At 66.6% G+C, this 21,128-nt stretch carries 18 protein-coding genes; 7 read left to right on the forward strand and 11 right to left on the reverse strand.

What is annotated here, in order from left to right:
- Positions 1-139: 139 nt before the first annotated feature.
- Positions 140-1,360: a multifunctional CCA addition/repair protein gene (locus tag O0J15_RS12185; protein ID WP_308305717.1), complete on the reverse strand. Its 1,221-nt coding sequence runs from the start codon at positions 1,358-1,360 to the stop codon at positions 140-142.
- Positions 1,361-1,479: 119 nt separating this feature from the next.
- A complete protein-coding gene (locus O0J15_RS12190) occupies positions 1,480-3,465 on the reverse strand; it encodes a transglycosylase SLT domain-containing protein (RefSeq protein ID WP_134735327.1) in 1,986 nt (661 codons plus the stop codon).
- Positions 3,466-3,718: 253 nt separating this feature from the next.
- On the opposite strand from O0J15_RS12190, the gene O0J15_RS12195 reads away from it, so the two are divergent.
- The 4 genes from O0J15_RS12195 to O0J15_RS12210 all read left to right on the forward strand — a co-directional run bounded on the left by O0J15_RS12195 (position 3,719) and on the right by O0J15_RS12210 (position 7,299).
- Positions 3,719-4,615, forward strand: coding sequence for a nitrilase family protein (locus O0J15_RS12195; RefSeq protein WP_308305718.1), 897 nt, complete (start codon positions 3,719-3,721; stop codon positions 4,613-4,615).
- A 9-nt stretch (positions 4,616-4,624) separates the two neighbouring features.
- A complete protein-coding gene (locus O0J15_RS12200; RefSeq protein ID WP_308305719.1) occupies positions 4,625-5,815 on the forward strand; it encodes a hypothetical protein in 1,191 nt (396 codons plus the stop codon).
- On the forward strand, positions 5,812-6,804 hold the full coding sequence (locus tag O0J15_RS12205) for an asparaginase (protein WP_053500298.1): 993 nt from the start codon (positions 5,812-5,814) through the stop codon (positions 6,802-6,804). The genes O0J15_RS12200 and O0J15_RS12205 overlap by 4 nt, the downstream gene beginning before the upstream one ends.
- Before the next feature lie 87 nt (positions 6,805-6,891).
- Positions 6,892-7,299: a biopolymer transporter ExbD gene (locus O0J15_RS12210; protein WP_021204654.1), complete on the forward strand. Its 408-nt coding sequence runs from the start codon at positions 6,892-6,894 to the stop codon at positions 7,297-7,299.
- 9 nt (positions 7,300-7,308) lie between these two features.
- Here O0J15_RS12210 and O0J15_RS12215 read toward each other — a convergent pair whose 3' ends face one another.
- On the reverse strand, positions 7,309-7,833 hold the full coding sequence (locus O0J15_RS12215; protein ID WP_308305720.1) for a hypothetical protein: 525 nt from the start codon (positions 7,831-7,833) through the stop codon (positions 7,309-7,311).
- 178 nt (positions 7,834-8,011) lie between these two features.
- Between O0J15_RS12215 and O0J15_RS12220 the strand changes: the two genes are divergently transcribed.
- On the forward strand, positions 8,012-10,873 hold the full coding sequence (locus O0J15_RS12220) for a TonB-dependent receptor (RefSeq protein ID WP_308305721.1): 2,862 nt from the start codon (positions 8,012-8,014) through the stop codon (positions 10,871-10,873).
- 132 nt (positions 10,874-11,005) lie between these two features.
- Here the strand turns inward: O0J15_RS12220 and fhuE are convergent, their stop codons facing one another.
- From fhuE to O0J15_RS12235, 3 genes are all read right to left on the reverse strand, one after another.
- Positions 11,006-13,165: a ferric-rhodotorulic acid/ferric-coprogen receptor FhuE gene (gene fhuE, locus O0J15_RS12225; protein WP_308305722.1), complete on the reverse strand. Its 2,160-nt coding sequence runs from the start codon at positions 13,163-13,165 to the stop codon at positions 11,006-11,008.
- A 176-nt stretch (positions 13,166-13,341) separates the two neighbouring features.
- On the reverse strand, positions 13,342-13,893 hold the full coding sequence (locus O0J15_RS12230) for a M23 family metallopeptidase (protein ID WP_049452794.1): 552 nt from the start codon (positions 13,891-13,893) through the stop codon (positions 13,342-13,344).
- Positions 13,894-13,970: 77 nt separating this feature from the next.
- Positions 13,971-14,453 (reverse strand): Lrp/AsnC family transcriptional regulator, encoded by a 483-nt coding sequence (locus tag O0J15_RS12235; RefSeq protein WP_308305723.1) that lies wholly within the window; start codon positions 14,451-14,453, stop codon positions 13,971-13,973.
- A 72-nt stretch (positions 14,454-14,525) separates the two neighbouring features.
- Between O0J15_RS12235 and O0J15_RS12240 the strand changes: the two genes are divergently transcribed.
- Complete coding sequence (locus O0J15_RS12240; RefSeq protein ID WP_308305724.1) at positions 14,526-15,401, forward strand: EamA family transporter; 876 nt, start codon at positions 14,526-14,528, stop codon at positions 15,399-15,401.
- Positions 15,402-15,479: 78 nt separating this feature from the next.
- Here the strand turns inward: O0J15_RS12240 and O0J15_RS12245 are convergent, their stop codons facing one another.
- From O0J15_RS12245 to O0J15_RS12260, 4 genes are all read right to left on the reverse strand, one after another.
- The gene (locus O0J15_RS12245; RefSeq protein ID WP_005411026.1) at positions 15,480-16,217 is read right to left on the reverse strand and encodes an endonuclease/exonuclease/phosphatase family protein; all 738 of its coding nucleotides are present in this window, start codon (positions 16,215-16,217) and stop codon (positions 15,480-15,482) included.
- A 53-nt stretch (positions 16,218-16,270) separates the two neighbouring features.
- Complete coding sequence (locus O0J15_RS12250) at positions 16,271-17,101, reverse strand: thiol:disulfide interchange protein DsbA/DsbL (RefSeq protein ID WP_019660640.1); 831 nt, start codon at positions 17,099-17,101, stop codon at positions 16,271-16,273.
- A gap of 107 nt (positions 17,102-17,208) precedes the next feature.
- On the reverse strand, positions 17,209-17,859 hold the full coding sequence (locus tag O0J15_RS12255; RefSeq protein ID WP_308305725.1) for a thiol:disulfide interchange protein DsbA/DsbL: 651 nt from the start codon (positions 17,857-17,859) through the stop codon (positions 17,209-17,211).
- Positions 17,860-17,964: 105 nt separating this feature from the next.
- Positions 17,965-18,765, reverse strand: a complete 801-nt coding sequence (locus O0J15_RS12260; RefSeq protein WP_019660638.1) for a cytochrome c — start codon at positions 18,763-18,765, stop codon at positions 17,965-17,967.
- A 156-nt stretch (positions 18,766-18,921) separates the two neighbouring features.
- On the opposite strand from O0J15_RS12260, the gene yihA reads away from it, so the two are divergent.
- Positions 18,922-19,524 carry a ribosome biogenesis GTP-binding protein YihA/YsxC gene (yihA, locus tag O0J15_RS12265; protein WP_005411022.1) on the forward strand — a complete coding sequence of 201 codons (603 nt, stop codon included), beginning with the start codon at positions 18,922-18,924 and terminating at the stop codon, positions 19,522-19,524.
- A gap of 98 nt (positions 19,525-19,622) precedes the next feature.
- On the opposite strand, the gene O0J15_RS12270 is transcribed toward yihA, so the two are convergent.
- Positions 19,623-20,597, reverse strand: a complete 975-nt coding sequence (locus O0J15_RS12270; RefSeq protein WP_308305726.1) for an MBL fold metallo-hydrolase — start codon at positions 20,595-20,597, stop codon at positions 19,623-19,625.
- Positions 20,598-21,128 lie beyond the last annotated feature (531 nt).

Below are 21,128 nucleotides of genomic sequence, written 5' to 3' on the forward strand. Positions count from 1 at the left end.
ACACTCCGGCTGGGTGGATGGCTGTTCCTCTTGATGCAACCCATCTTGTTGGGTGCTCATGCTGTCGACCACTTCTCGCGTAAGCGTCGTCGATAGACGGGCGATCGGTGCCGGCCAGCAGCCGGCATCACCAGGTGCTTCAGCGGGCGGCGGCGATGGCTTTCACCCGCGCCTTGGCCAGCGCTTCGCCGATGGCCGGCCCCTTCAGGTGTGTCGTATCCAGATCCCGTGCCTGCACTGACAGCGCCGCCTGGTGCAGGCGCTTGAGTGTTTCGCCCTGCGGGTAGTCGGCGTCCTCGAAGCCGAGCCGGCCGCGCTTGTCGGCCTCGCAGCACAGTGCGATGCGGGCCACGCGTTCCGGCCGGCGCAGCGCATCACAGCGGCCCAGCAGTTCCAGCACGGTGGCATCGCGCAGTTCGTCGATGCGGTGCACGTTCAAGTGCTCGCGGCACACCGCTTCGGCCAGCTGCTGGTGTTCGGTGGGAATCTTCAACCGCGCACACAGTGCCTTCAACGGCTTGATGCCGCGCTGCTCGTGCATGATGTGGCGCGGCCATTCCTCCGGCGGGGTCAGGCCCTTGCCGAGATCGTGGGTGAGGGCAGCGAAGCCGACCAGGTCATCGCCGGGGGCGAGCTTCGCGGCCATGTCGCTGACCATTTCCTGGTGGATGCCGGTGTCGACTTCCGGGTGGAATTCGGCACGCTGCGGTACGCCGTACAGTGCTTCCAGTTCGGGCAGGATTGGGCCCAGTGCCTGCGCATCGTGCAGCGTGCGCAGGAAGGCGGAGGGCCGTTCACTGACCAGCGCCTTGCGCAGTTCCTGCCAGACGCGTTCCGGCACCAGCGCGTCCAGTTCACCGCTGGCGGCGACCTCGCGCATCAGTGCCATGGTCTCTTCGGCGACGGTAAAGCCCAGTGGTGCAAAACGGGCCATGAAGCGCGCCGCGCGCAGCACGCGCAGCGGATCCTCGACGAAGGCCGGCCCGACATGGCGCAGCACGCGCTGTTCCAGGTCACGGACACCGCCATAGGGATCGACCAGCGTGCCGGTGTCTTCGTCGCAGGCAATCGCATTGATGGTGAAGTCGCGGCGCTGCAGGTCCTCTTCCAGCGTCACCGCCGGATCGGCATCGACCACGAAGCCGCGATAGCCGCGGCCGGATTTGCGCTCGGTGCGCGCCAGCGCGTATTCCTCACCGGTCTTCGGATGCAGGAACACCGGGAAATCACGGCCGACGGCGGTGTAGCCCTGTGCTTCCATCTGCGCGGGCGTGGCACCGACCACCACCCAGTCATGGTCGCCGGCAGGGCGCTGCAGCAGGCGGTCGCGCACGGCGCCGCCGACAAGATAGATCTTCATGGTCGGGATCATCGCATGCCCGACTTGTAGAGCCGAGCCCATGCTCGGCTGCTCAGGCGGTAGCGCTACCGGACAGAACAGCAGCCGAGCGTGGGCTCGGCTCTACAGAAGGCGGGTGATCAATCGCCGCCCTGCTCGGCGTCGGCCGCGCAGCTGAAGTTCTTGCGCTTGTCGACCAGGCGGCCCATCAGGCGGTCGCTCAGCGGCAGCGCATCACCATTGAGGCGCCAGTCGTAGATCACGCTGAAGGCCAGCACGCGGGCCACGTACTCGCGGGTTTCCTTGTAGCTGATGGTCTCGATCCAAAGATCCGGATCGAAGCCCGGGCGCTGGCCCTGCCAGCGTGCGGTCGGGGTCGGGCCGGCGTTGTACGCGGCGATGGTCACGTACGGCAGGCCATCGTACTTGTTCATCAGCTGGCGCAGGTAGGCGGTGCCGATCGCGATGTTGGTGTCCGGGTCGTACAGGCTGTCGGCGCCGCCGTAGCCGGTCAGGCCGATGGACTTGGCCACGCTGGCACCGGTGGCCGGCAGCACCTGCATCAGGCCCATGGCATTGGCAGGCGAGCGCGCACGCGGAGTGAAGGTGCTTTCGGCTCGGATCTCCGCAGCCACCCAGGCCGGGTCGATGGCATTGCGTGCCGACTCGCGGCGGATGGTGGCGTCGTGGTGCAGCGGGAAACGCAGGTCGTACAGGCGCTGTTCCTGCGGCTGCTTGCCGAGCGCGAACACGGCGCGGTCGAACCAGCCGTTGTCCTGCGCGACACGTACCGCCAGGCGGCGCTGGGTGTCATCGAAGCGCGACAGCGCGCTGTTCCATTCGGCCACGGCCCAGCTGGCGCGGTCGATCTGGTACAGCGCCATCGCGCGCTGGATGGCCGGGTCGCGCGCGACCGCTGCCTGTGCCTGCGCGCTGTCATTCGGCTTCCACGGGCACAGCGTGTAGCCCTGCTGCAGCTTGTCGGCGGCCAGGAAACCGTGGAAGGTCGATGCGCGTGCGGCTTCGCGGAACAGCGGCTGCGCCTGCTGGGCCTGGCCGGTCTTCTCCAGCATCCGGCCTTCGAAGTAGCGCCAGCGCGGGTCGCTGCGCTGCTTGCTGCCCATCTTGCGGATGGCGGTCAGCGCCGCCGGCCAGTCGCCGCGCGACATCGCTTCGCGCACGCGCCATTCGTGCAGGCGTTCGTCATACGCCGATTCCGGCACCGCGTTGAGGCGGCGCGCCGAATCGGGCAGGTAGGACGCCACCGTCCACAGTGCGATCTGGTATAGCACCTGGCCCTGCTGCGCGGCACTCAGGCCCAGCGCCTGGGCGTACTGCGGCAGCTGCTGTTCGGTGGCGGCCGGGTCGGCCTTGGCCAGCTTGGCCAGGCCATCGGTGGCGATGCGCCGGCTGCGTTCGTTGCGCGGCCAGTTCAACGCGCTGGCATTGGGCTTGTCGACAAAGGCAGCGTAATTGTTCGCCAGCGCCAGGTCGGTGGCAGGCAGGCCACGCGCAGCGCTGCGCATCACGGCGGGCTGCTGCGCGTCGGCGGCGGCATCGATGCGTTCCCAGCGCAGGGCGTCGCTCAGGCCACCTTGCGCCTGCAGCACGGCGAAAACGGCATCACAGCCGTCCGGCAGCGACTTGCCGTTCTTGCGCCACAGGTCCTGCGCCTCGCTGATCCACTGCGGATCGACCTTGCCCGTCACCTGACGCGCGGTCAGTTGCGCACAGCGCAGGCCGGCGTTGTCGGTGGGCACCCAGTTGGCGAGCAGGGTGGGCCAGTCCTGGCGGCGTGCGACCGAGGGCAGCCACACGCTGCGGAACGTGTTGGCCACGGCCTGGCCGTCATAGCGCTTGAGGAAGGCCTGTGCCTGCGCGGTATCGACCGTGTCGATGTTACGGCGCAGGTTGGCGTACTCCAGCCATCCGTAAGCCGGATGGCGGCTGAGTGCAGCGGCCTGGCCGGGATCGAACTGGCCGCGTTCGGCGGCTGCGATCGCGGCCTTCAGCTGCGCGTTCTGGGCGTCGAGGGACTGGGCGTTGGCGCAGCCGATCAGCAGCGTGGTGGCCAAGGGCAGCAGGGACAGGGCAGTTGAAGTGCGTCGGGTCATGGCGACCAGCATAGCGGGCGATGGCTGAATTCAGTTTCGCATTGCGTGCACGGTGGCTGCAATGATGCAAATGGCCCGCTTTGGCGGTGGGTCAGGCCGGATGCTCGGGCCGGTCCAACGCGGAATTCAGTGAGAGTCGTCGCATAAAGCCCACTTTGAAGGCGTTTCACGCAGTTGACGCTTTTGCCAATTGAAGCGGCCGCACAACGGGTGCCTGCTGCAGTCAAACGGGAGCAGCCGCTCCGCCCCTGCAGAGGAGCATCGCATGTCAGATCAGCCCAAGCCGTTTAGTCCTGTCTCGGTTGCCGTCATCCAGTTCGACCCACAGTGCGGGCCGGAGAACGTCCCCGCCAACATCGAACGGGCGCGCCTGCTTGCCACGCAGGCAGTGGAACGTGGGGCCCGCCTGATCGTGCTGCCCGAGCTATGCTGCACCGGCTATTCGCTCAGCAGCCGGGCGGAGGCGTTCGCGATGGCTGAGTCGGTGCCGGAGGGGCCGACCTCGCGGTTCTGGGAAGCCTTCGCGCGCGAGGCGGGCATTCACCTGGCCGTGGGTATTGCTGAATACGATGGCAGCCGTCTGTACAACACCGCCGTGCTGTTCGGGCCCGGCGGCTATATCGGACGCTATCGCAAGACCCACCTGTGGTGCCGCGAAAAGCTCTACTTCTGTGCCGGAGATCTCGGCTACCCGGTTTTCGAGACCAGCATTGGCCGCATCGGCCTGATGATCTGCTGGGATGTCTGGTTCCCCGAGGTGCCGCGTCTGCTTGCGCTGCAGGGGGCCGACATCATCCTCAGCCTCAACTGCTGGGTGTGGACACCGCCGCCGTTGTTCGATGAAAGCGGACGCTGCATGGCCAGCTATCTGACGATGACCGCCGCACACGTCAACAACGTGTTCATCGCGGCGGCCAACCGCGTCGGTACAGATCGCGGGAATCGCTTCCTGGGGTGCTCGTTGATTGTCGGTACCAACGGATGGCCGCTGGCCCCGATCGCAGCGCCTGAAGGTGAGGCGTTGGTGATGGCCGAGGTGGACCTGTCCACGGCACGCAGCGCGCCGATCTGGAATTCCCTCAACGATCTCTGCCGCGACCGGCGTACCGATCTCTTCGATACGATGCTGGGCTATCGCCAGCATCCCATGCTGCCGCGCTGACGGACAGACATGGCGCGCATCCCGTCACATGCTCAAGCGGCAGCCTCCCGCAGCCATTTCGGCTCGGCACTCTTCCTCGCGGCGTTCGCGGTGGTGATCGTCGCAACGCTGGTGGTCGGGTGGGGCGCGGCGTCTCCCGGCCAGCTCTGGCCAGACCACGCCCAGATGATGGGCAGCCTCGATACATGGTCAGGTCGTTGGCGATGGTGGGTTGGCGATGCCAGTGAAGTGACCTTCTACAAGCATGAGTTTGCCTCGCTCGGCCTGATCGGCGGTGCTGCATTGGCCCATTGGGCGCACCGGCGAGGAAAGCGATGGCAGGGGTTCCCGATCTGCTACGGCACTGGCCTCTGGCCCTGGGTCGCGGTAGCGTCGATTGGCGGATTGCTGCTTGCCAACATGATATTTGCCGGCACGGTGCAGGACGGGCGCTGGCAGCCCACGTTCGTTGCTGCCGTCTCGCTGCCGGCGGCGATGGTGCTGCTGTTCGGTGGCGGCTGGAAGATTACGGGAATCGCCGCTGCATCTGGCGCATTGCTGGTCACGCCGCTGGCGTTGTTGCTGGTGAATCAGGTCTGCGCACCGCTGGGCCTGCCCGCCGTCATCGGCAACGTCCTTGCAATGACACTGGCAAGCGCGGCCGCCTTTGTCGCCGCGAGGCGGCTGGGCTGGAATCCGGTTCCCGCTGCGCCTGGGTCAGCGCCGGCTGCGCCCGTCACGCGGCATGGCTGGCAATGGGGCATGCGCAGGGTACTGGCGGACTTCAGTGAAGCACCCTTCCTGGGCAACGAGCTCGCCAGTGCCGGGCTGATCGGCGGCGTACTACTTGCCGCCCTTCTGCAGCCGGCCGGACCCTTCTATGGCACCGGTTGGCTGATGGCATTGCTGTGCGGCCAGGCGCTCGCCTCCGCGGTGGGGGTCTGGGTATGGCGGGAGCGCTGGATCCAGGGAGGCTGGTATCCCACGTACATCCCGATTGTCTCCGTGGTTCCTGCCTGCATTCTTGCCTACGGCGGGAGCGCGGCGGTGGTGGTGCTGTCCGCGCTGCTGGGGGCACTGCTGACGCCACCGCTGGCCGCGGCATGTTCTGCTCGCTTGCCTGCACACGTGCATCCGTATATCGGCAATCTCCTCTCGATGGCGGCAGGCGTTCTGCTGATCGTCCCTGCAGTGGGCTGGATACTGAAGGGGGCCATATGAGACGGCTGGCATTGGGCTCACTCGGCGGCACCCTCAGCATGCGTGTTGATGCGGCGGACGTGGGCATCGTTCCGAAGGTTTCTGCGCAGATGCTGGCGGAGGTAGTCCCCGGTCTGGGCAGGTTGGCAATGGTGCAGACGCATACGCTTGGTCTGTCACCCAGTGCGTCGCTGTCGTGGGTCGACGTTCTCGCTGCGCGCGACTGGGCCGGCGCGATGGTGGACGACGGCGCTGATGGCGTGGTCATCACCCAGGGCACCGACACGCTCGAGGAGTCAGCGTATCTGTTGGATCTGCTGTGGCCGCACCCGCAGCCGATGGTGTTGACTGGTGCCATGCGTGGGGCTGATGCAGCCGGTGCTGATGGGCCCGGAAACGTGCTTGCTGCGGCGATTGCGGCACTGGATCCGCACACGCGCATGCGCGGGGTGGTCGTCGCCATGCAGGACCGACTGTACGCGGCGGACCAGGTGCGCAAGGTGCATAGTCTGGATCTGGATGCCTTCCAATCGCCAGGCAAAGGCTGTATCGGGCGGGTGCAGGAAGGGCAATGCAGCTATGAAGGATCGCCTCCGGAACGACTGCCTGCACTGGTGCCAACACGGGTTCATCAACGGATAGCCATGCTCGAGGCGGTGCTGGGCGAAGGTCCTGAGGTGCTGCATTCGGTGCTGGAGAGCGGATGCGAGGGGCTGGTTGTGGCGGCCATGGGCGCGGGTCATGTCCCGTCCAGTTGGGTTGAACCCTTGGCGCGTGCCGCAGTGCATCGTCCCGTCATCATCGCCTCGCGCACCGGCGCCGGCGCGACGGCACGCCGCACCTATGGCTTTGCTGGCAGCGAAATCCACCTGCAGCGGCGGGGGCTGCTGATGGCGGGATCACTGTGCCCACGTAAATGTCGCCTGTTGTTGTGGGCGCTGATCGGCTCGGATGCACTCGGTTCTCTGCAGCAACGTCTGCAGGCCTACGGCGGTGGCAACGGCAGCTGAATGCTCCATGCGCAGACACTGCCGCCAGCCTGCATCGGCGACGTACTGTCGGCCTTGGGCGAACGGCCCGGCTGCAGGGAGCGGCACATGGCGTTCAGTAGCGCAGGAAGAAGCGGTCCGCTGGCGGACATCAATGTCACGCCACTGGTGGATGTGATGCTGGTGCTGTTGATCATCTTCATCGTGACCGCGCCGATCGTGGCCCGGCCGATTGCCGTGCAGTTACCACAGGCCACCGATCGCACGATCGATCGCCCCGAACCGCCGCCGCCGATCGAGCTGCGCCTGGATGCTGCCAACCAGCTCAGCTGGAATGGCCAGCCCATGACGATCAGCGAGCTTCAGGCGCGCCTGCAGGCACAGGTGGGCGAACATGCCGGCAACCTGCCGGAGCTGCGCATCGCCACCGATCCGGCGGCCGAGTACGAAGGCATGGCGAGGATTCTGGCCGCGGCCGAGGCGACCGGTATGGAGCGGATTGCCTTCGTGCGATAGAGCGTTGTCTCACTGCCGCTCATGCGGTGATTGCTGCATGAGCGGCGCTTGCCCCGCTGACAGCGTCGCATCCAGGATCCGCAGAAAAGCCATTTCAATCTGCGCTGGAACCGGGGTCGGATTTGCTCGCCACTTTCCGCTCTCAGGGTCATGTTCAACGTCGAAAGCAGTCAACTCGGCTCTCTCGAAATCCACCACAACCGTCAGTCCCTCTCCCGAGGCCAAGGCCGCATTGCTGGGAGAGGGGCAGTCGTTGCACTCGATTACGCCGCCCGCTCTCGATTCGCCTGCCAGGAAAAGAAGCAGCGTCATCACCATCGTAATGCCCGGCGCGCCACTTGCTGGTTTCATGATCGATCCTCCTGCGATTGGCTGGAGGTTCGAGTCTGCACCGGACCGATCAGCGGGGCCTTCTGAATCAAGCAATTTCAGATTACTCTTGAAACGGTTCGGCAAAGACCTGTTCGATAAATGCGGCAACTCCCGGCGCGCGATGTCGCGGCCGGCATCAAGGCCGCGTGCCGTGAACACCATCGCAAGGTCATAACTGCAGCTATCTGACGCAAAGCGCCTGTAATTGCGTCAATTCCACGTGAAAGAGTGTCGACCGTCACGCCGGGCCTTTTACCACTTGTTTACAAAGGAGACGCTGCCGCCATGCAGGGGGGAGCGCGGCAGTCCATGTCCCGACATTCCTTTGGAGAGAGAGCGAATGAATTACCTGCACCACCGCCCGTTGGCGGTTGCCGTCGCGCTGTGCGTGATGGCCCTGGCACCGCTGGGTGCCGCTGCACAATCCACCACCAACCTCGATGCGGTGGAAGTGACCGGCACCCGCATCAAGCGCGCTGAAGTCGAAGGCCAGGTGCCGATCCAGACATTGACGCGCGGTGACATCGAACGCACCGGCCTGACCTCGATCGGCGAAGTGCTGCAGCAGCTCACCGGTTCCGGTTCGGCGCTCAACGCCAAGTTCAACTCGTCCGGCAACTTCGGTTTCCCGCCCGATGGCAGTGGCGTAGGTGCCGGCTCGGCGCAGGTCGACCTGCGCCACCTGGGGGCCAAGCGCGTGCTGGTGCTGGTCGATGGCATCCGCTGGGTCAATGAGTCGTCCGCCTCCGGCGTCGGCTCGGCCACCGACCTCAACACCATTCCGTTGGCCATCGTCGAGCGCATCGAGGTGCTGGAAGATGGCGCGTCGTCACTGTACGGCTCCGATGCCATTGCAGGCGTGGTCAACATCATCACCCGCCGCGATTTCGATGGTGGCCAGGTGACGCTGAACTACGGCGAGTACAGCAAGGGCGACGGCACCCAGAAGGGCGTGGACCTGGCTTGGGGCAAGAGCGGCGACCGCTTCAGCCTGTTCCTGGGCGCCAGCTGGACCAAGCAGGATCCGGTGTTTGCCAAGGACCGCGAACAGTCGCGCTTCCCGATTCCCGGCACCGGTCTGGCCTTCGGCAGCGGCGGCATTCCGCAGGGCCGTTTCATGTTCACCGACCCGAACACCGGTGCGGTGCAGAACATCGTGCCCAATACCGGCGTGAGCAATCCGCGCTACGACGGCAGTGCCGGCTGCAGCCGCACGGATGACTACCACTGCTTCGCTACCGCCGACCGCTTCAACTTCGCCGAATACAACATGGTGCTGACACCGTCGGAGCGCAAAGGCCTGTTCGGCCAGTTCCGCTTCGACATCACCGACAACGTGCAGTGGTACGTCAAGGCACTGGGCAACCGTCGCGAGTCGACCAACCAGGCCGGCCCCGAGCCGCTGTTCTTCGGCCCCGATGGCGCCACCGGCAATCCGCTGGCCGACAACATCACCGTGTCTGCACTCAACCCGTACAACCCGTTCGGGTTTGACCTGGTAGCGGGCGACAACCTGAGCCTGATCGGCCGCCGTCCGGTGGAAGGCGGTGCGCGCGTGTTCAAGCAGGAAGTGGACACCACCTATTTCGCCACCGGCCTGGTCGGTGACTTCCATGCCGCTGACCGCAGCTGGTACTGGGATGTCAACGGCATGTACAGCAAGAACAAGGCCGAACAGACCAACTACGGCAGCTATGACATCTACAAGGTGAACATGGCGCTGGGCGATCCGGCGGTGTGCGCGGCCACGCCGGGCTGCGTGCCGCTGAACATCTTTGGTGGCGTCGGTTCGATCACCCCGGACATGCTGAAGTGGATCCAGCCGGTGGTGCGTGACCGCAGCCAGAACGAGCTGAGCCTGTTCACCGCCAACCTGTCCAGCGAGCTGTTCTCGCTGCCGGCAGGTCCGGTATCCTTCGCCACCGGTTTCGAGTACCGCAAGTACAAGGGCTCCTATCAGCCCGATCCGCTGACGGTGATTGGTCACTACAACGGCGTGCCGTCGCAGCCGACCTCCGGTTCCTACGACGTCAACGAGGCCTACCTGGAGCTGAGCGTTCCGATCTTCGCCGATTCCTCGTTCGGCAAGAAGCTGGACCTGAGCCTGGCCGGCCGTTATTCGGACTACTCCACCTTCGGTGGCGAGTTCACGCCCAAGTACGGCCTGCGCTGGCAGGTGACCGATGATTTCGTGCTGCGCACCACCTACGCCGAGGGCTTCCGCGCGCCGTCGATCGGTGAACTGTACGGCTCGGCGGCGCGTGCCGACCTGCAGCTGTTCGATCCGTGCTCGGTGGGCCTGGGCGGCACGCCGCCGCGTGGCAGCGCCGCCAACTGTTCCGCGCTGGGCGTGCCGGCCGGCTTCCAGCAGGCCAACTCGCAGATCTCGGTGACCACCGGCGGCAACCGCGAGCTGGACCCGGAGCGCTCGCGCAGCTTCAGTGCCGGCTTCGTGTGGAGCCCGTGGTTCGGCAACAATGCCTCGTGGTCGGAGCGCTTCGATGTGGAGGTGACCTTCTACCGCCATGCCATCGACGGTGCGATCCAGGCAATCAACGCGCAGACCCAGCTGGACCTGTGCGTGGAGACGCTGGACCCGATCTACTGTGATGGCATTACCCGTGCAAGCACCGGTGCGGTCAGCAGCTTCAACAACCGCCTGACCAACCTGGGGTCGATCAAGACCGACGGCTGGGACGTGGATCTGTTCTGGACGCTGCCGCAGACGTCCATCGGCCAGTTCAAGCTGGGCTGGAAGAACACCTTTGTCGGCCGCTACGAGGCCACCGGCGCGGCCGGGCAGAAGCAGCCGCAGAAGCCCGGCGTGGAAGTGGCTGACAGTTCGATTCCCAAATGGACCAGCAACGCCAGCATCGGCTGGACGCTGGACCGCTGGAGCGCCAACTGGACGGTGCGGCACATCTCCGAGCTGACCGAGAACTGTGGCGATGCCGCGGCATTCCCGGTGTGCAGCAACCAGGCTGCGGGTACCAACACGCTGTCGGCCACCACCTTCCACGACATGCAGGTGGGCTACAAGATCGACTGGATGAAGGGGTTGCAGCTGACCGCCGGCCTGAACAACGTGTTCGACAAGGATCCGCCGATCTGCCTGTCGTGCTCGTTGAACGGCTACGACGCCTCGACCTACGACATCCCGCGTGGCCGTTACTGGTACCTGCGCGCGGACCTGCGCTTCTGATGTGAGGGTGGCAGCGCCGGACAGTTCCGGCGCTGCCTTGCGGATGTAGCGCCGAGCCCGCGCTCGGCTGATTCTCTGAGCCGAGCATGGGCTCGGCTCTACAGGTGCGGCGCGGTCGTACCCCGCGTCTGATCAGAACGCCCAGGTGAACGTCAGCGAGCCGTTGCGGCCATCGCCGTAGGCACCGTAGCCGTTGATCTGCGACAGGTACTTCTTGTCCAGCAGGTTGTTGAGGTTGGCCTGCACGCTGAACTCCGGCGAGATGCGGTAGCGCACGAAGGCACTGACCAGTGCGTAGCCGCTCTGCTCGATGCGGCCGTAGGCCGGCACCGGGTAGTAGATGCGGTTCTGCCAGTTGGCACCGCCACCGACGGTCAGTGCCTGCAGCGACTGCGGGGTGTAGCTGGTGAACAGCTTCAGTGCGGTCTGCGGCAGGTTGGTGTTGATGTCGGCGTCGTTGATGTCCTTGGCCACGTAGCGCGACGCACCGAAGGTCGCATTCCAGCCCGGGGCCAGTTCGCCGTTCACCTCGAACTCGAAGCCGCGGCTGACGGTGCCGCGTGCAGCGCGATAGGCGAACTCGTTCTGGCTGCCCAGCACCGGCTCACCGGTGGCCTGGCCGACGTTGTCCTGTTCGATGCGGAACACGGCCAGCGAGGCGTTCAGGCGGTTGTCGAACCACGCGCCCTTGACGCCAACTTCGTAGCTCTTGCCATCGACCGGATCGAGGTAGCCGCCATTGCGGTCCTTCAGCGTCTGCGGCTGGAAAATTTCGGTGTAGCTGGCGTAGGTCGAGTACGTCCCGTTGATGTCGAACACCAGGCCGGCGTATGGGGTGGTGACCTTGTGCGCGCGGTCGGCGCCTTCACCCTCGCTCTTCCAGTCGGTGTAGCGAGCGCCGACAATCAGCTTCAGCGGATCGGCCAGCGACAGGCGCGCGGCCGCGTAACCGGCCTTCTGCGTGATGGTGCCCTCGCTGGCCAGGGCCAGCGGGTTCCAGTTCGGCTCACCGATCTTGCCCGTCCAGTTCAGATAGCTGGCGAACGGATCCCAGGTCTGGCCCGGGCCACCGACCTGGTAGTCGCCGTAGTTGGCGTACTCGCGCCTGTTGTAGCTGACGCCGGCCATCAGCTGGTGCTCGCGGCCGAACAGCTGGAACGGGCCGTCAATGTAGCCATCAACGCCGGTGACCTTGCGCTCAGTGTTGTAGAAGCCTGCGGATGGCGAGATGCCCGCGCCGGTGGTCCTGTCGAAGTTCGATTCGCCCGTGGTCCAGTCGTTGTAGGCCGGGTAGAACAGTTTGTCGTCGGCCTTGGTCTCATCGTGCGTGGCGCCAACCTTGAACTTCCAGCCATTGCTGAAGGCGTGCTGCAGGGTGGCGAAGGCGCGCTTGCTGGTGGTGTCCCAGTAGGTCCAGTCCGGGCTGGCGTTGAACGATTCGTCGTAGCCGGTGCGCGAGCCATCCGAATACAGCATCGGGAAACCGCCCCAGGTCGCGCCGTTGGCGCGCTTCTGCTGGTAGTCGTAGCCCACGCTCAACTGGGTGTCCGGAGTCAGGTCGGCGTCGATGACGGCATAGCCCAGCGTCTTGCGCTGGTTGTAGCGGTCCATCTGGCCATCGGTGTCCAGGTAGCTGCCGATTACGCGGCCGCGCACCGTGCCACTGGCGTTGAGCGCGCTGCCTACGTCCACGGTGGTGCGGGTGCGGCCCCAGCTGCCGACGTTCACCGACACGCTGCCGGCCAGCTCGGCACTGTCGGCATGCTTGCGGATCAGGTTCACCGACGCGGACGGATTGCCGGCACCACTGAGCAGGCCGGTGGCGCCACGCACCACTTCCACGCGGTCGTACAGCGCAAGGTCCAGGCCGGAATCACCGTAGCTCCAGTTCTGCACCATCTGCGTCGGCAGGCCATCGAACTGGTAGGCATCGATGTAGAAGCCGCGCGCATAGAACTCGGTGCGCTCGCTGTCGGACTGGGTACTGGTCACGCCGGTGGTGTTGGCCAGCACGTCGATGATGTCGTCCAGGTTCTGATCTTCGATGCGCTGGTAGCTGATGATGCTGAGCGACTGCGGGATCTCGCGCGGTGCCAGGTCGAAGCGGGTACCGGCCGAGGTGCGGCGCACCGAATAGCCTTCGGCGCGTTCGCCCTTGACCACCACCTTGTCCAATGTGGTCGGGTCGGCGGCGGTGTCGGCGAAGGCGGCCGGGGCCACGGCGCAGAGAACGGCGAGCACGGCAACGGACAGCCGTTGCGGCTGCGGGGTACGGAAGGCGGAACGGGTCATGGGGGTCCTGGACGAGCACGCGCGCTCGGCCGGCATCCAGAAGGCGAGGCGCTACGGGTAGGGGGAGGGCGGGCAGGCCGTCCTGGCGCCACCGGAAACGAAAGAAATCGTAATACGAACTATTCCTATTTACAAATAATGAACGAATCGATCCGATGATCCGGGTGTGGGCTGGGTCAGCGCAGCAGCGGGAGTGGATCGCGCGCGCCGTCGGTGCCGTAGATGCCCCAGTGCAGGTGCGGCGGCGTGCCCTTGGCATTGCCGCTGTCGCCTACATGCCCGAGCAGGTCGCCGGCCTGGACCACCTGGCCGCGCGCCAAGCCCTCAGCCCAGTCGTCCAGATGGGCGTAGTAGTAACGTTCACGCCCGGGCCCGATCACCCAGACCTGGCGGCCACCGAGGCCGCGCTCGCTGACATCCACGACGACGCCGGCGGTGGCACTGCGCACGGGGGTGCCGCGCCTGGCGAAGATGTCGATGCCGGCGTGGGAGCGGTCACGGCCGCGCGGAGCGCCGAACGTATCGGCGATCTGGCGGGGCCGCACGCCTTCCACCGGCACCGGAAGCTCGGTGGCCGGAGGCATCCGCGAGAGTGTCCACAGCAGTTTCGGTGCAGCGGCCCATGGGCTGTTCCACAGTGCCATGGCGGCAACGATCGCGATGACCAGCCACAGGCCGCGCAGCAGCCAGCGGCGCAGGCGACGGGCGGGGGAGGGCGATGTGTTCATGGTCTCCGACTGTAGCGCCGAGCCATGCTCGGCGGCTGTTGCTTTGCGGTCAAAGCGCAGTCGAGCATGGCTCAGCGCTACAGAACCGGGTCCAGTGGCACTTCGAAACTGCGCTTCAACGTCCCCAGCGCGACCGACGTACGGAAGCGCTCGATGTTGTCATCGCCGCCGAACAACCGCTCGGTGATCGCCTCGTACTCCTCCATCGACGCGGCCGATACCAGCAGCAGGAAATCGCCGTCGCCGGTGATCGAGTAGCACTGCTGCACCGCCGGGTCGTCCTGCACGCGGCGCTTGAACGGCGCCACGCGGTCGCGCTGCTCGCTGACCACGCGCACCTCGACGATGATGGTCAGCGGTCGCCCGACCTTGGCTTCGGCGACCACCGCCACGTTGGCGGCGATCACGCCACTGTCCTGCAGGCGCTTGATGCGGCGTTGCACGGCCGGGGTGGACAGGTGCACGGCCTCGGCGATTTCGCGCTGCGGCAGGGTGTTATTCCGCTGCAGGAGGTCGAGGATGGCGCGGTCGAAGCTGTCGAGCACGGGAGCGATGGCCATGGCGAGCAGAAGTTGCACGAACAGGCTGTCAATTGAGCCAAGTGCTCGGCGCCGGCGCAATAGACTTTGCGCATGCAGACCTCACGACTCGCGCCGATGTTGCCGGCGCTGGCGGTGCTCGGCTCGGTCACCTCGTTGGCCATCGGCACCTCCTACGCAAAACACCTGTTCCCGCTGATCGGCGCCCAGGGCACCAGCGCGCTGCGTGTGGGCTTCTCGGCACTGTTGCTGCTGATGTTCTGGCGGCCATGGCGCTGGAAGACCAGCCGCGTGGATGCGATCACCATCCTGCGCTACGGGCTCACCCTGGGGCTGATGAACCTGCTGTTCTACATGGCCCTGCGCATGATTCCCTTCGGCATCGCGGTGGCCATCGAGTTCACCGGGCCGCTGACGGTGGCGATGCTGTCATCACGACGCCCCATCGACTTCGTCTGGGTGGGCTGCGCGGTGGTGGGTTTGTTGCTGCTGCTGCCGCTGGGCGGTGGCCCGGCGCTGGATCCGGCTGGCGTGCTGTATGCGATGGGCGCAGCGGCGTGCTGGGGCCTGTACATCGTGTTCGGCAAGCGTGCCGGTCATCTGCACGCTGGGCACTCGGTGTCGCTGGGGCTGCTGGCCGCGTCGCTGGTGGTGGTGCCGGTGGGCGTGGTGCATGCCGGTGCCGCGCTGCTCGACCCGAAGATCCTGGCGGCGGGCCTGCTGGTGGCCCTGGTGTCCAGCGCGATCCCGATGTCGCTGGAAATGATGGCGCTCAAGCGCCTGCCGAAGGAGACCTTTGGCATCCTGATCAGCATGGAGCCGGCGGTGGCCGCGCTGTGGGCGATGCTGCTGCTGCACGAGCACCTGCATGGATTGCAGTGGCTGGCGATCGGTTGCACGGTGCTGGCCTCGGTGGGCAGCACGATGACCGCGCGGCGGTTGAAGGTGCCGGTGGTGCAGGCCGGGTAGCGGCAGAGAGCGTGCGGACCAACGGTCCGCACCCACCAGAGCGGCGTGCCAACCAAGGTTGGCACCTGCCAGGAGCGTTCAGCGCAGGGCGTCGGCCGGGACGTCGATCTGCATCGCCAGGGCGAGGTGATCGGAGAACGCGGCTGGTACGGCTTCCACGGTGCGGGTCTGCAGGCCACTGCTGACCAGGATGTGGTCGATGGCGCGGTCGGGGCGCCAGCTGGGGAAAGTCGGCACGATGCAGCCCGGGGGCTGCAGCCGGGTCTTCTGGTACAGCACCTGCATTTCCGGGCGTTCGGCCAGGCAGTTGAAGTCACCCATCAACACCGCGTTGGGGTGGTCGGACAACAGCTCGGCGATGAAGCCCAGCTGCGACATCCGCGAGCCCGCGCCCAGCGACAGATGCGCCACTGCCACCGCCAGGCCATCGGCGCCGTCGCCGAACTTGGCCAGCAGCACGCCGCGCCCGCCGATGCGGCCGGGCAGGGCGTGATCCTGCACTTCAACCGGTTCCAGCTTGCTCAGCAGGCCATTGGCGCTGGATGCGACCCCGCCCATGCGCCGGTTCGGCTGGTGACTCCAGTAGTTGAAGCCGGCGCGTTGGGCCAGGTAGTGGGTCTGGTTGGTGAAGCCCGAACGCAGGCTGCCCGGGTCGGCCTCCTGCAGGCCGACGATGTCATGGTCGCGCGCCAGCGTGGCGATCGCGTCCAGGCTGCTGCGCTTGCGACCCGCCGGCAGCGCATGTGACCAGCTGCGGGTCACATAGTCGCTGTAGCGGCGGGTACTTGAGCCGGCCTGGATGTTGGCCGTCAGCAAACGCAGGGTCCGTGTGCGGGGGGAATTCACGGCCGGGAACAACGTCCTTTGGATCAGTGAGCCTGGGCCGCACCGCGTTCGCGGGCGATCAGGTGGTCGGCAATGCGCAGCATGTCCGGGAAGCTCTTGCCCTTCACCAGGTACTTGCCGTTGACGATGATCGACGGGGTGCCGCTGATCTGGCTGCGCTGGGCGAACTGCTTGGCCGAGTTGGTCTTGGCATTCACCGCGAAGCTGCCCATGGTGGCGGCGAACTGCTTCGGATCGACGCCGTAGGCGGCGTAGAACTTGGCGATGTCTTCCACCGAGTCACGGCCGCGCTCGCCCTTCAGGGTCTTCTGCGAGTGGATGGCGGCGTACAGCGCTTCGTGGGTCTTTTCCTGCACGCCCAGGGTCTGCGCGGCGTAGAAGGCACGGGCGTAGTCATCCCAGGTGCCGCCGAACATGGCCGGCACGTAGACGAAGTTCACGTCGCTGGGCAGGCCGGCCTTCCACGGGCCGACCAGCGGCTGGAATGCGGCGCAGGCCGGGCAGACGTAGCCGAAGATCTCGGTCACTTCGATCTTGCCGGCAGCCGGCTGGAACGGCTGGCCGTTCGGGATCACCTGGTAATCGGCGCCTTCCACCGGGGCCGGGCCGGTCAGCGCGGCAGTGGTCGGGGCCGGCGCCGCGGCGGGGGCGGCTTCGGCCGGGGCCTTTTCACCTTCGGCGGCAGCCGGAGCGGTGCCTTCGCTGCCCGCGGTCGGAGCGGCCGGTTCGGTGGCCGCCGGAGCTGCAGCCGGTTCGGCCGGCGCCGCGGTGGTGTTGGTGCTGCCGTCGTCGGCCTTGCAGGCCGCCAGGATCGGCAGCAGCGCTGCGAGGGCGAGGGCGTAACGGATCTTCATGGAAACGTCTCCAGCATCTGGAAAGGTGGGGGCCGGCGCCAGGCGCCAGCCAGGGGGAAATGATGACATGCGGCGGCGACAGCGCCGTGTCGATGGTGTGTGTTGGTTCAGCGGCCGCGGGCGGCGCGGGCCTGGGCGATCAGGGCCGAGGCGATGCGCAGCTGGTCGTCGAAGCTGTTGCCGCGCACCAGATACTGGCCATTGATGATCAGCGCCGGGGTACCCGGGATCCTGGTGCGCTGGGCGAACGCACGGGCGGCATCGACCTTCTTCTGTACGGCATCGCCGCGCAGGGCCTGCAGATAACGGTCCGGGGTCACCCCGTAGGCCTTGTAGAAGGTGGCAAGCTCATCGGCCGAAACGTTCTGCATCGGCAGCGAGCCATCCTGGTGCAGGGCCTTGAAGACCGCCGCGTGGCTGCGCTTGGCCACGCCGACTTCGTCGGCGGCGTAGTAGGCCAGGGCCCATGCATCCCAGGCGCCACCGAAGGCGGCCGGGACCGGGGTGAAGCGCACGTCGGCCGGCAGCTTGGCCGCCCAGGCTTCCAGTTGCGGTTCAAAGTGGGCGCAATGCGGGCAGGTGTAGCCGAAGACCTCGACCACCTCGATCTTGCCGGCCAACGGCTGGAACGGGCCCGGCTGCGCGATGCGCTCGTAGTCTTTGCCCTCGACCAGCGGGGCATTGGCGGGGGGGGCGGCGCAGGCTGCCAGCGGCAGCAGTACCAGCACGGACAACAGCAGGCGGGAAATCAACCTCATCGACACGCATCTCCGTTGAAAAAAGCAACGCCGGCGCAGCCGCCGGCGTGAAGGAACATACCGCAGCCGTGGGCCGACGTGGCGGCCCAGGCCGACCAGTGGTGGTCAGGGGGCGGCAGCCGGTTGCGTCGGCGTAGCTGCAGCGGCCACGTCGTCGGCCTTGTTGTGCAGGCCCTGCAGGTAGCTCGACAGCGCCTGCACCTCCTGCTCGCTCAGCTTCTGCGCGACCGTGGCCATGATCTGGAAGTGTGCCTTGTCGGTCTCGTTGGTCTGGCCGGCCTGGTACTCCTGCAGGCGGCGCGCGACATAGCTGGCGTGCTGACCACCGAGATGCGGATAGGCCGGGCCGGGATTGCCGGCACCGCTGGGGCCATGGCAGGCCATGCAGGCCGGCAGGCCACGCTTGGCATCGCCGCCGCGGTACAGCTGCTGGCCGATCTCGTAGAACTTCATGCCCTTGTAGGGGCCCTCGGTGACCGCCGTGTCATCGGCGATGCCGGCGTTGGCTTTCTGCGTGGCGAAGTAGGCGCCGATATCACGCATGTCCTGCGGGGTGAGGTTCTGCACGAACGGCACCATCGCTACCGCGGCGCCGGAACTGCGCTGGCCATTGGCGATCAGGGCCATCTGCTGGGCCACGTAGCGTTCGCTCTGGCCGGCAATGGACGGATACATCTCCACCGTGGAATTGCCGTCGACGCCATGACAGGCCGCGCAGGCCGAGGCCTTGGCCTGGCCTGCCTTGGCATCGCCCCAGTGGGTCTTGCTGAAATCCACCTCCAGCGAGGCGGTATTGATCGGCCCGTTGTCGGGCAGCGGGGTCAACGTGGTCTGCGCGAACGCAGCAGCGGCAACGACTACAGCAGTGGCAAGGGCGGATACGGCAAGAACGCGAGCGTGGCGCATGCTGAAGCTCCGTATGGACCGGGCCGGGCGGCGGCCGCCGGCATCGCCCGGATTATCAACGCCGTTTCTGCGCACGGTCAACGCAGCAGTGCAGCAAAATGGCCGCAGCGGCCGCCGGCACGGGCGCGCGGCGCCGCAACATGCGATCCTAGGCACATGTCATTGCTCATCGAACGCGCCCGTTACCACCTTTCGGCCCACAACGTGCGGCAGCTGCCGCCCGACGAAGGCGCCGAAGTGGCCTTCGCCGGCCGCTCCAACGCCGGCAAGTCCAGTGCGCTCAACGCGCTGACCCGCCAGAACGCCCTGGCCCGTGTCTCCAAGACCCCTGGCCGCACCCAGCAGCTGGTGTTCTTCCAGGTCACCCCGGAAGCGCATCTGGTCGACCTGCCAGGTTACGGCTACGCCAAGGTGCCGCTGGACCTGCAGGCGCACTGGCAGGCCTTCATCGACAAGTACTTCCGCACCCGCGAAGCCCTGAAGGGGCTGGTGGTGGTGATGGACATCCGCCATCCGCTGAAGGACTACGACCGGCAGATGCTGTCCTACGCCGTGCAGCGCGGCCTGCCGGCGCACGCGTTGCTGACCAAGGCCGACAAGCTCAGCCGCAGCCAGCAGATGCAGTCCCTGCAGAAGGTGCGCAAGGAACTGCAATCGGCCTACGGCGACAGCGTCAGCGTGCAGGTGTTCTCCGGCGAAGACCGTACCGGCGTGGACGAAGCCCGCGGCGTGATCGGCGGCTGGCTGGGGCTGGAGTAAGGCATCCCCTGCCTTCCTGTAGAGCCGAGCCTACGCTCGGCTGTGGAATCCCGGCACGCTGAGCGCGGTAGCCGAGCATGGGCTCGGCTCTACACGGGTCATTTCAACGGCGAATACTCCGCCGGCACCCACGCATAGGCCTGGCCCTCGCCACGCACATGGCCCAGGCCCGGGAACGGCAGGTGCGCACCGGCCACCCACCAACCGTTGGCGGTGGCCTGCTGCAGCAGCCCGCGACGGCTGGCGATGGCCGCCTTGCGGTCCGAATCGGCCTCGAATGCCGCTTCCGGGTGCGCGAACTGCACCGCATGGAAGTGCAGCACATCACCCCATACCAGCAGCGACTGGCCCTGGCTGTCGAACCGGTAGGAGACATGGCCGGGGGTGTGGCCATGGGTGTCCATCGCCACCGCGCCGCCGGGCAGGGCATCGCCGGGGTTGAAGGTGCGCAGGTGGCCGCTGGCCTGGTACGGGGCTACCGCATTGCGCGCCAGCGGGAAGGCGAAGCGCACACCCTTCGGCGCGGTGGCCTCGCTGGCCGGGTTGAGCCAGTAATCGGCATCGGCCCTGGACAGCCACACCGTGGCATTGGGGTAGGCCGGCGTACCCTGCGCGTCGAGTACGCCGCACAGATGGTCCGGATGGGCGTGCGTCAACAGCACCTCGTCCACCTCGGCCGGATCCACGCCGGAGGCGCGCAGATTGCCCAGCACCTGGCCCAGGCCGGGGCCGAAGCACTGCGCGGTGCCGGTATCGACCAGGGTCAGGTGGTTGCCTTGGCGGATCAGGAACGCGTTGATCGCTGTCTGCAGGCCTTTCTTGTCCTCAGGTACGTAGCGGCCTTCCAGCAGGCGGCTGACCAGGGTGGGCGGCACGTCCACCACTTCCTGCCGGCCCAGCGCGACCACGCCATCGAACAGGGCGGTGACCTGCAAGGCGCCGACGCGCAGGTGGTAGACGCCCGGTACCTGTCGGGTGGGGGCGGGCGAGGTGGCTTCGGCCAGCGCGGCCAGCGGCAGGGAGGAGAGGGCCAGCAGCAGGGCGGAGCGAAGGGGAAGGTGGCGCAGGGTCATGAGGGGTCTCGGTGGATGACGGGCGGTTCTGTTGGCCTAGCGTGCCGTGGCTGGCGTGTGCGCGGCGCTCAAACCACTACGTGGAATGCTCAGGGAAGGAGTGTTGTCTGCAGGGCTGCGCCCTGCACCCGCAGAGGCAACGGCAACAGCCGAAGCAACAGCAACAGCCGAAGCAACAGCAACAGCGGGCTATCCGTGGGATGGCGGGGTGGGTCCGGTTGCGGGAGACGCCGTAAACCCGTCCATGGGGGCTTGGCCGCGGCATCCATGCCGCGGACACTCCCGCACCCCCCCCCCCCCCCCCCCCCCCCCCCCCCCCCGCCTTCGACAGTTGGTCGCGAGCTGTCGGAACGACGCATTGCTCTGGTGGGTGTCGACCTTGGTCGACACGGTGGATCCACGCCATCCGTGGATGACTCATTCGATATCTGACAGATGTGTCGACCAAGGTCGACACCTACCAACAGCCGCGGAAATCTGTCAGAGGTGGGGGGGGGGGGGGGGGGGGGGGGGGGGGGGGGGGGGGGGGGG

This window comes from Stenotrophomonas sp. Sm10, assembly GCF_030985515.1.
In the GTDB taxonomy this organism is placed as follows: domain Bacteria; phylum Pseudomonadota; class Gammaproteobacteria; order Xanthomonadales; family Xanthomonadaceae; genus Stenotrophomonas; species Stenotrophomonas hibiscicola.

Bases quoted from the DNA above. Each gene is read 5' to 3' on its own strand.
- O0J15_RS12185 (WP_308305717.1), bottom strand. From the start codon at position 1,360: ATGAAGATCTATCTTGTCGGCGGCGCCGTGCGCGACCGCCTGCTGCAG.
- O0J15_RS12190 (WP_134735327.1), bottom strand. From the start codon at position 3,465: ATGCTGGTCGCCATGACCCGACGCACTTCAACTGCCCTGTCCCTGCTG.
- O0J15_RS12195 (WP_308305718.1), top strand. From the start codon at position 3,719: ATGTCAGATCAGCCCAAGCCGTTTAGTCCTGTCTCGGTTGCCGTCATC.
- O0J15_RS12200 (WP_308305719.1), top strand. From the start codon at position 4,625: ATGGCGCGCATCCCGTCACATGCTCAAGCGGCAGCCTCCCGCAGCCAT.
- O0J15_RS12205 (WP_053500298.1), top strand. From the start codon at position 5,812: ATGAGACGGCTGGCATTGGGCTCACTCGGCGGCACCCTCAGCATGCGT.
- O0J15_RS12210 (WP_021204654.1), top strand. From the start codon at position 6,892: ATGGCGTTCAGTAGCGCAGGAAGAAGCGGTCCGCTGGCGGACATCAAT.
- O0J15_RS12215 (WP_308305720.1), bottom strand. From the start codon at position 7,833: ATGGTGTTCACGGCACGCGGCCTTGATGCCGGCCGCGACATCGCGCGC.
- O0J15_RS12220 (WP_308305721.1), top strand. From the start codon at position 8,012: ATGAATTACCTGCACCACCGCCCGTTGGCGGTTGCCGTCGCGCTGTGC.
- fhuE (WP_308305722.1), bottom strand. From the start codon at position 13,165: ATGACCCGTTCCGCCTTCCGTACCCCGCAGCCGCAACGGCTGTCCGTT.
- O0J15_RS12230 (WP_049452794.1), bottom strand. From the start codon at position 13,893: ATGAACACATCGCCCTCCCCCGCCCGTCGCCTGCGCCGCTGGCTGCTG.
- O0J15_RS12235 (WP_308305723.1), bottom strand. From the start codon at position 14,453: ATGGCCATCGCTCCCGTGCTCGACAGCTTCGACCGCGCCATCCTCGAC.
- O0J15_RS12240 (WP_308305724.1), top strand. From the start codon at position 14,526: ATGCAGACCTCACGACTCGCGCCGATGTTGCCGGCGCTGGCGGTGCTC.
- O0J15_RS12250 (WP_019660640.1), bottom strand. From the start codon at position 17,101: ATGAAGATCCGTTACGCCCTCGCCCTCGCAGCGCTGCTGCCGATCCTG.
- O0J15_RS12255 (WP_308305725.1), bottom strand. From the start codon at position 17,859: ATGAGGTTGATTTCCCGCCTGCTGTTGTCCGTGCTGGTACTGCTGCCG.
- O0J15_RS12260 (WP_019660638.1), bottom strand. From the start codon at position 18,765: ATGCGCCACGCTCGCGTTCTTGCCGTATCCGCCCTTGCCACTGCTGTA.
- yihA (WP_005411022.1), top strand. From the start codon at position 18,922: ATGTCATTGCTCATCGAACGCGCCCGTTACCACCTTTCGGCCCACAAC.
- O0J15_RS12270 (WP_308305726.1), bottom strand. From the start codon at position 20,597: ATGACCCTGCGCCACCTTCCCCTTCGCTCCGCCCTGCTGCTGGCCCTC.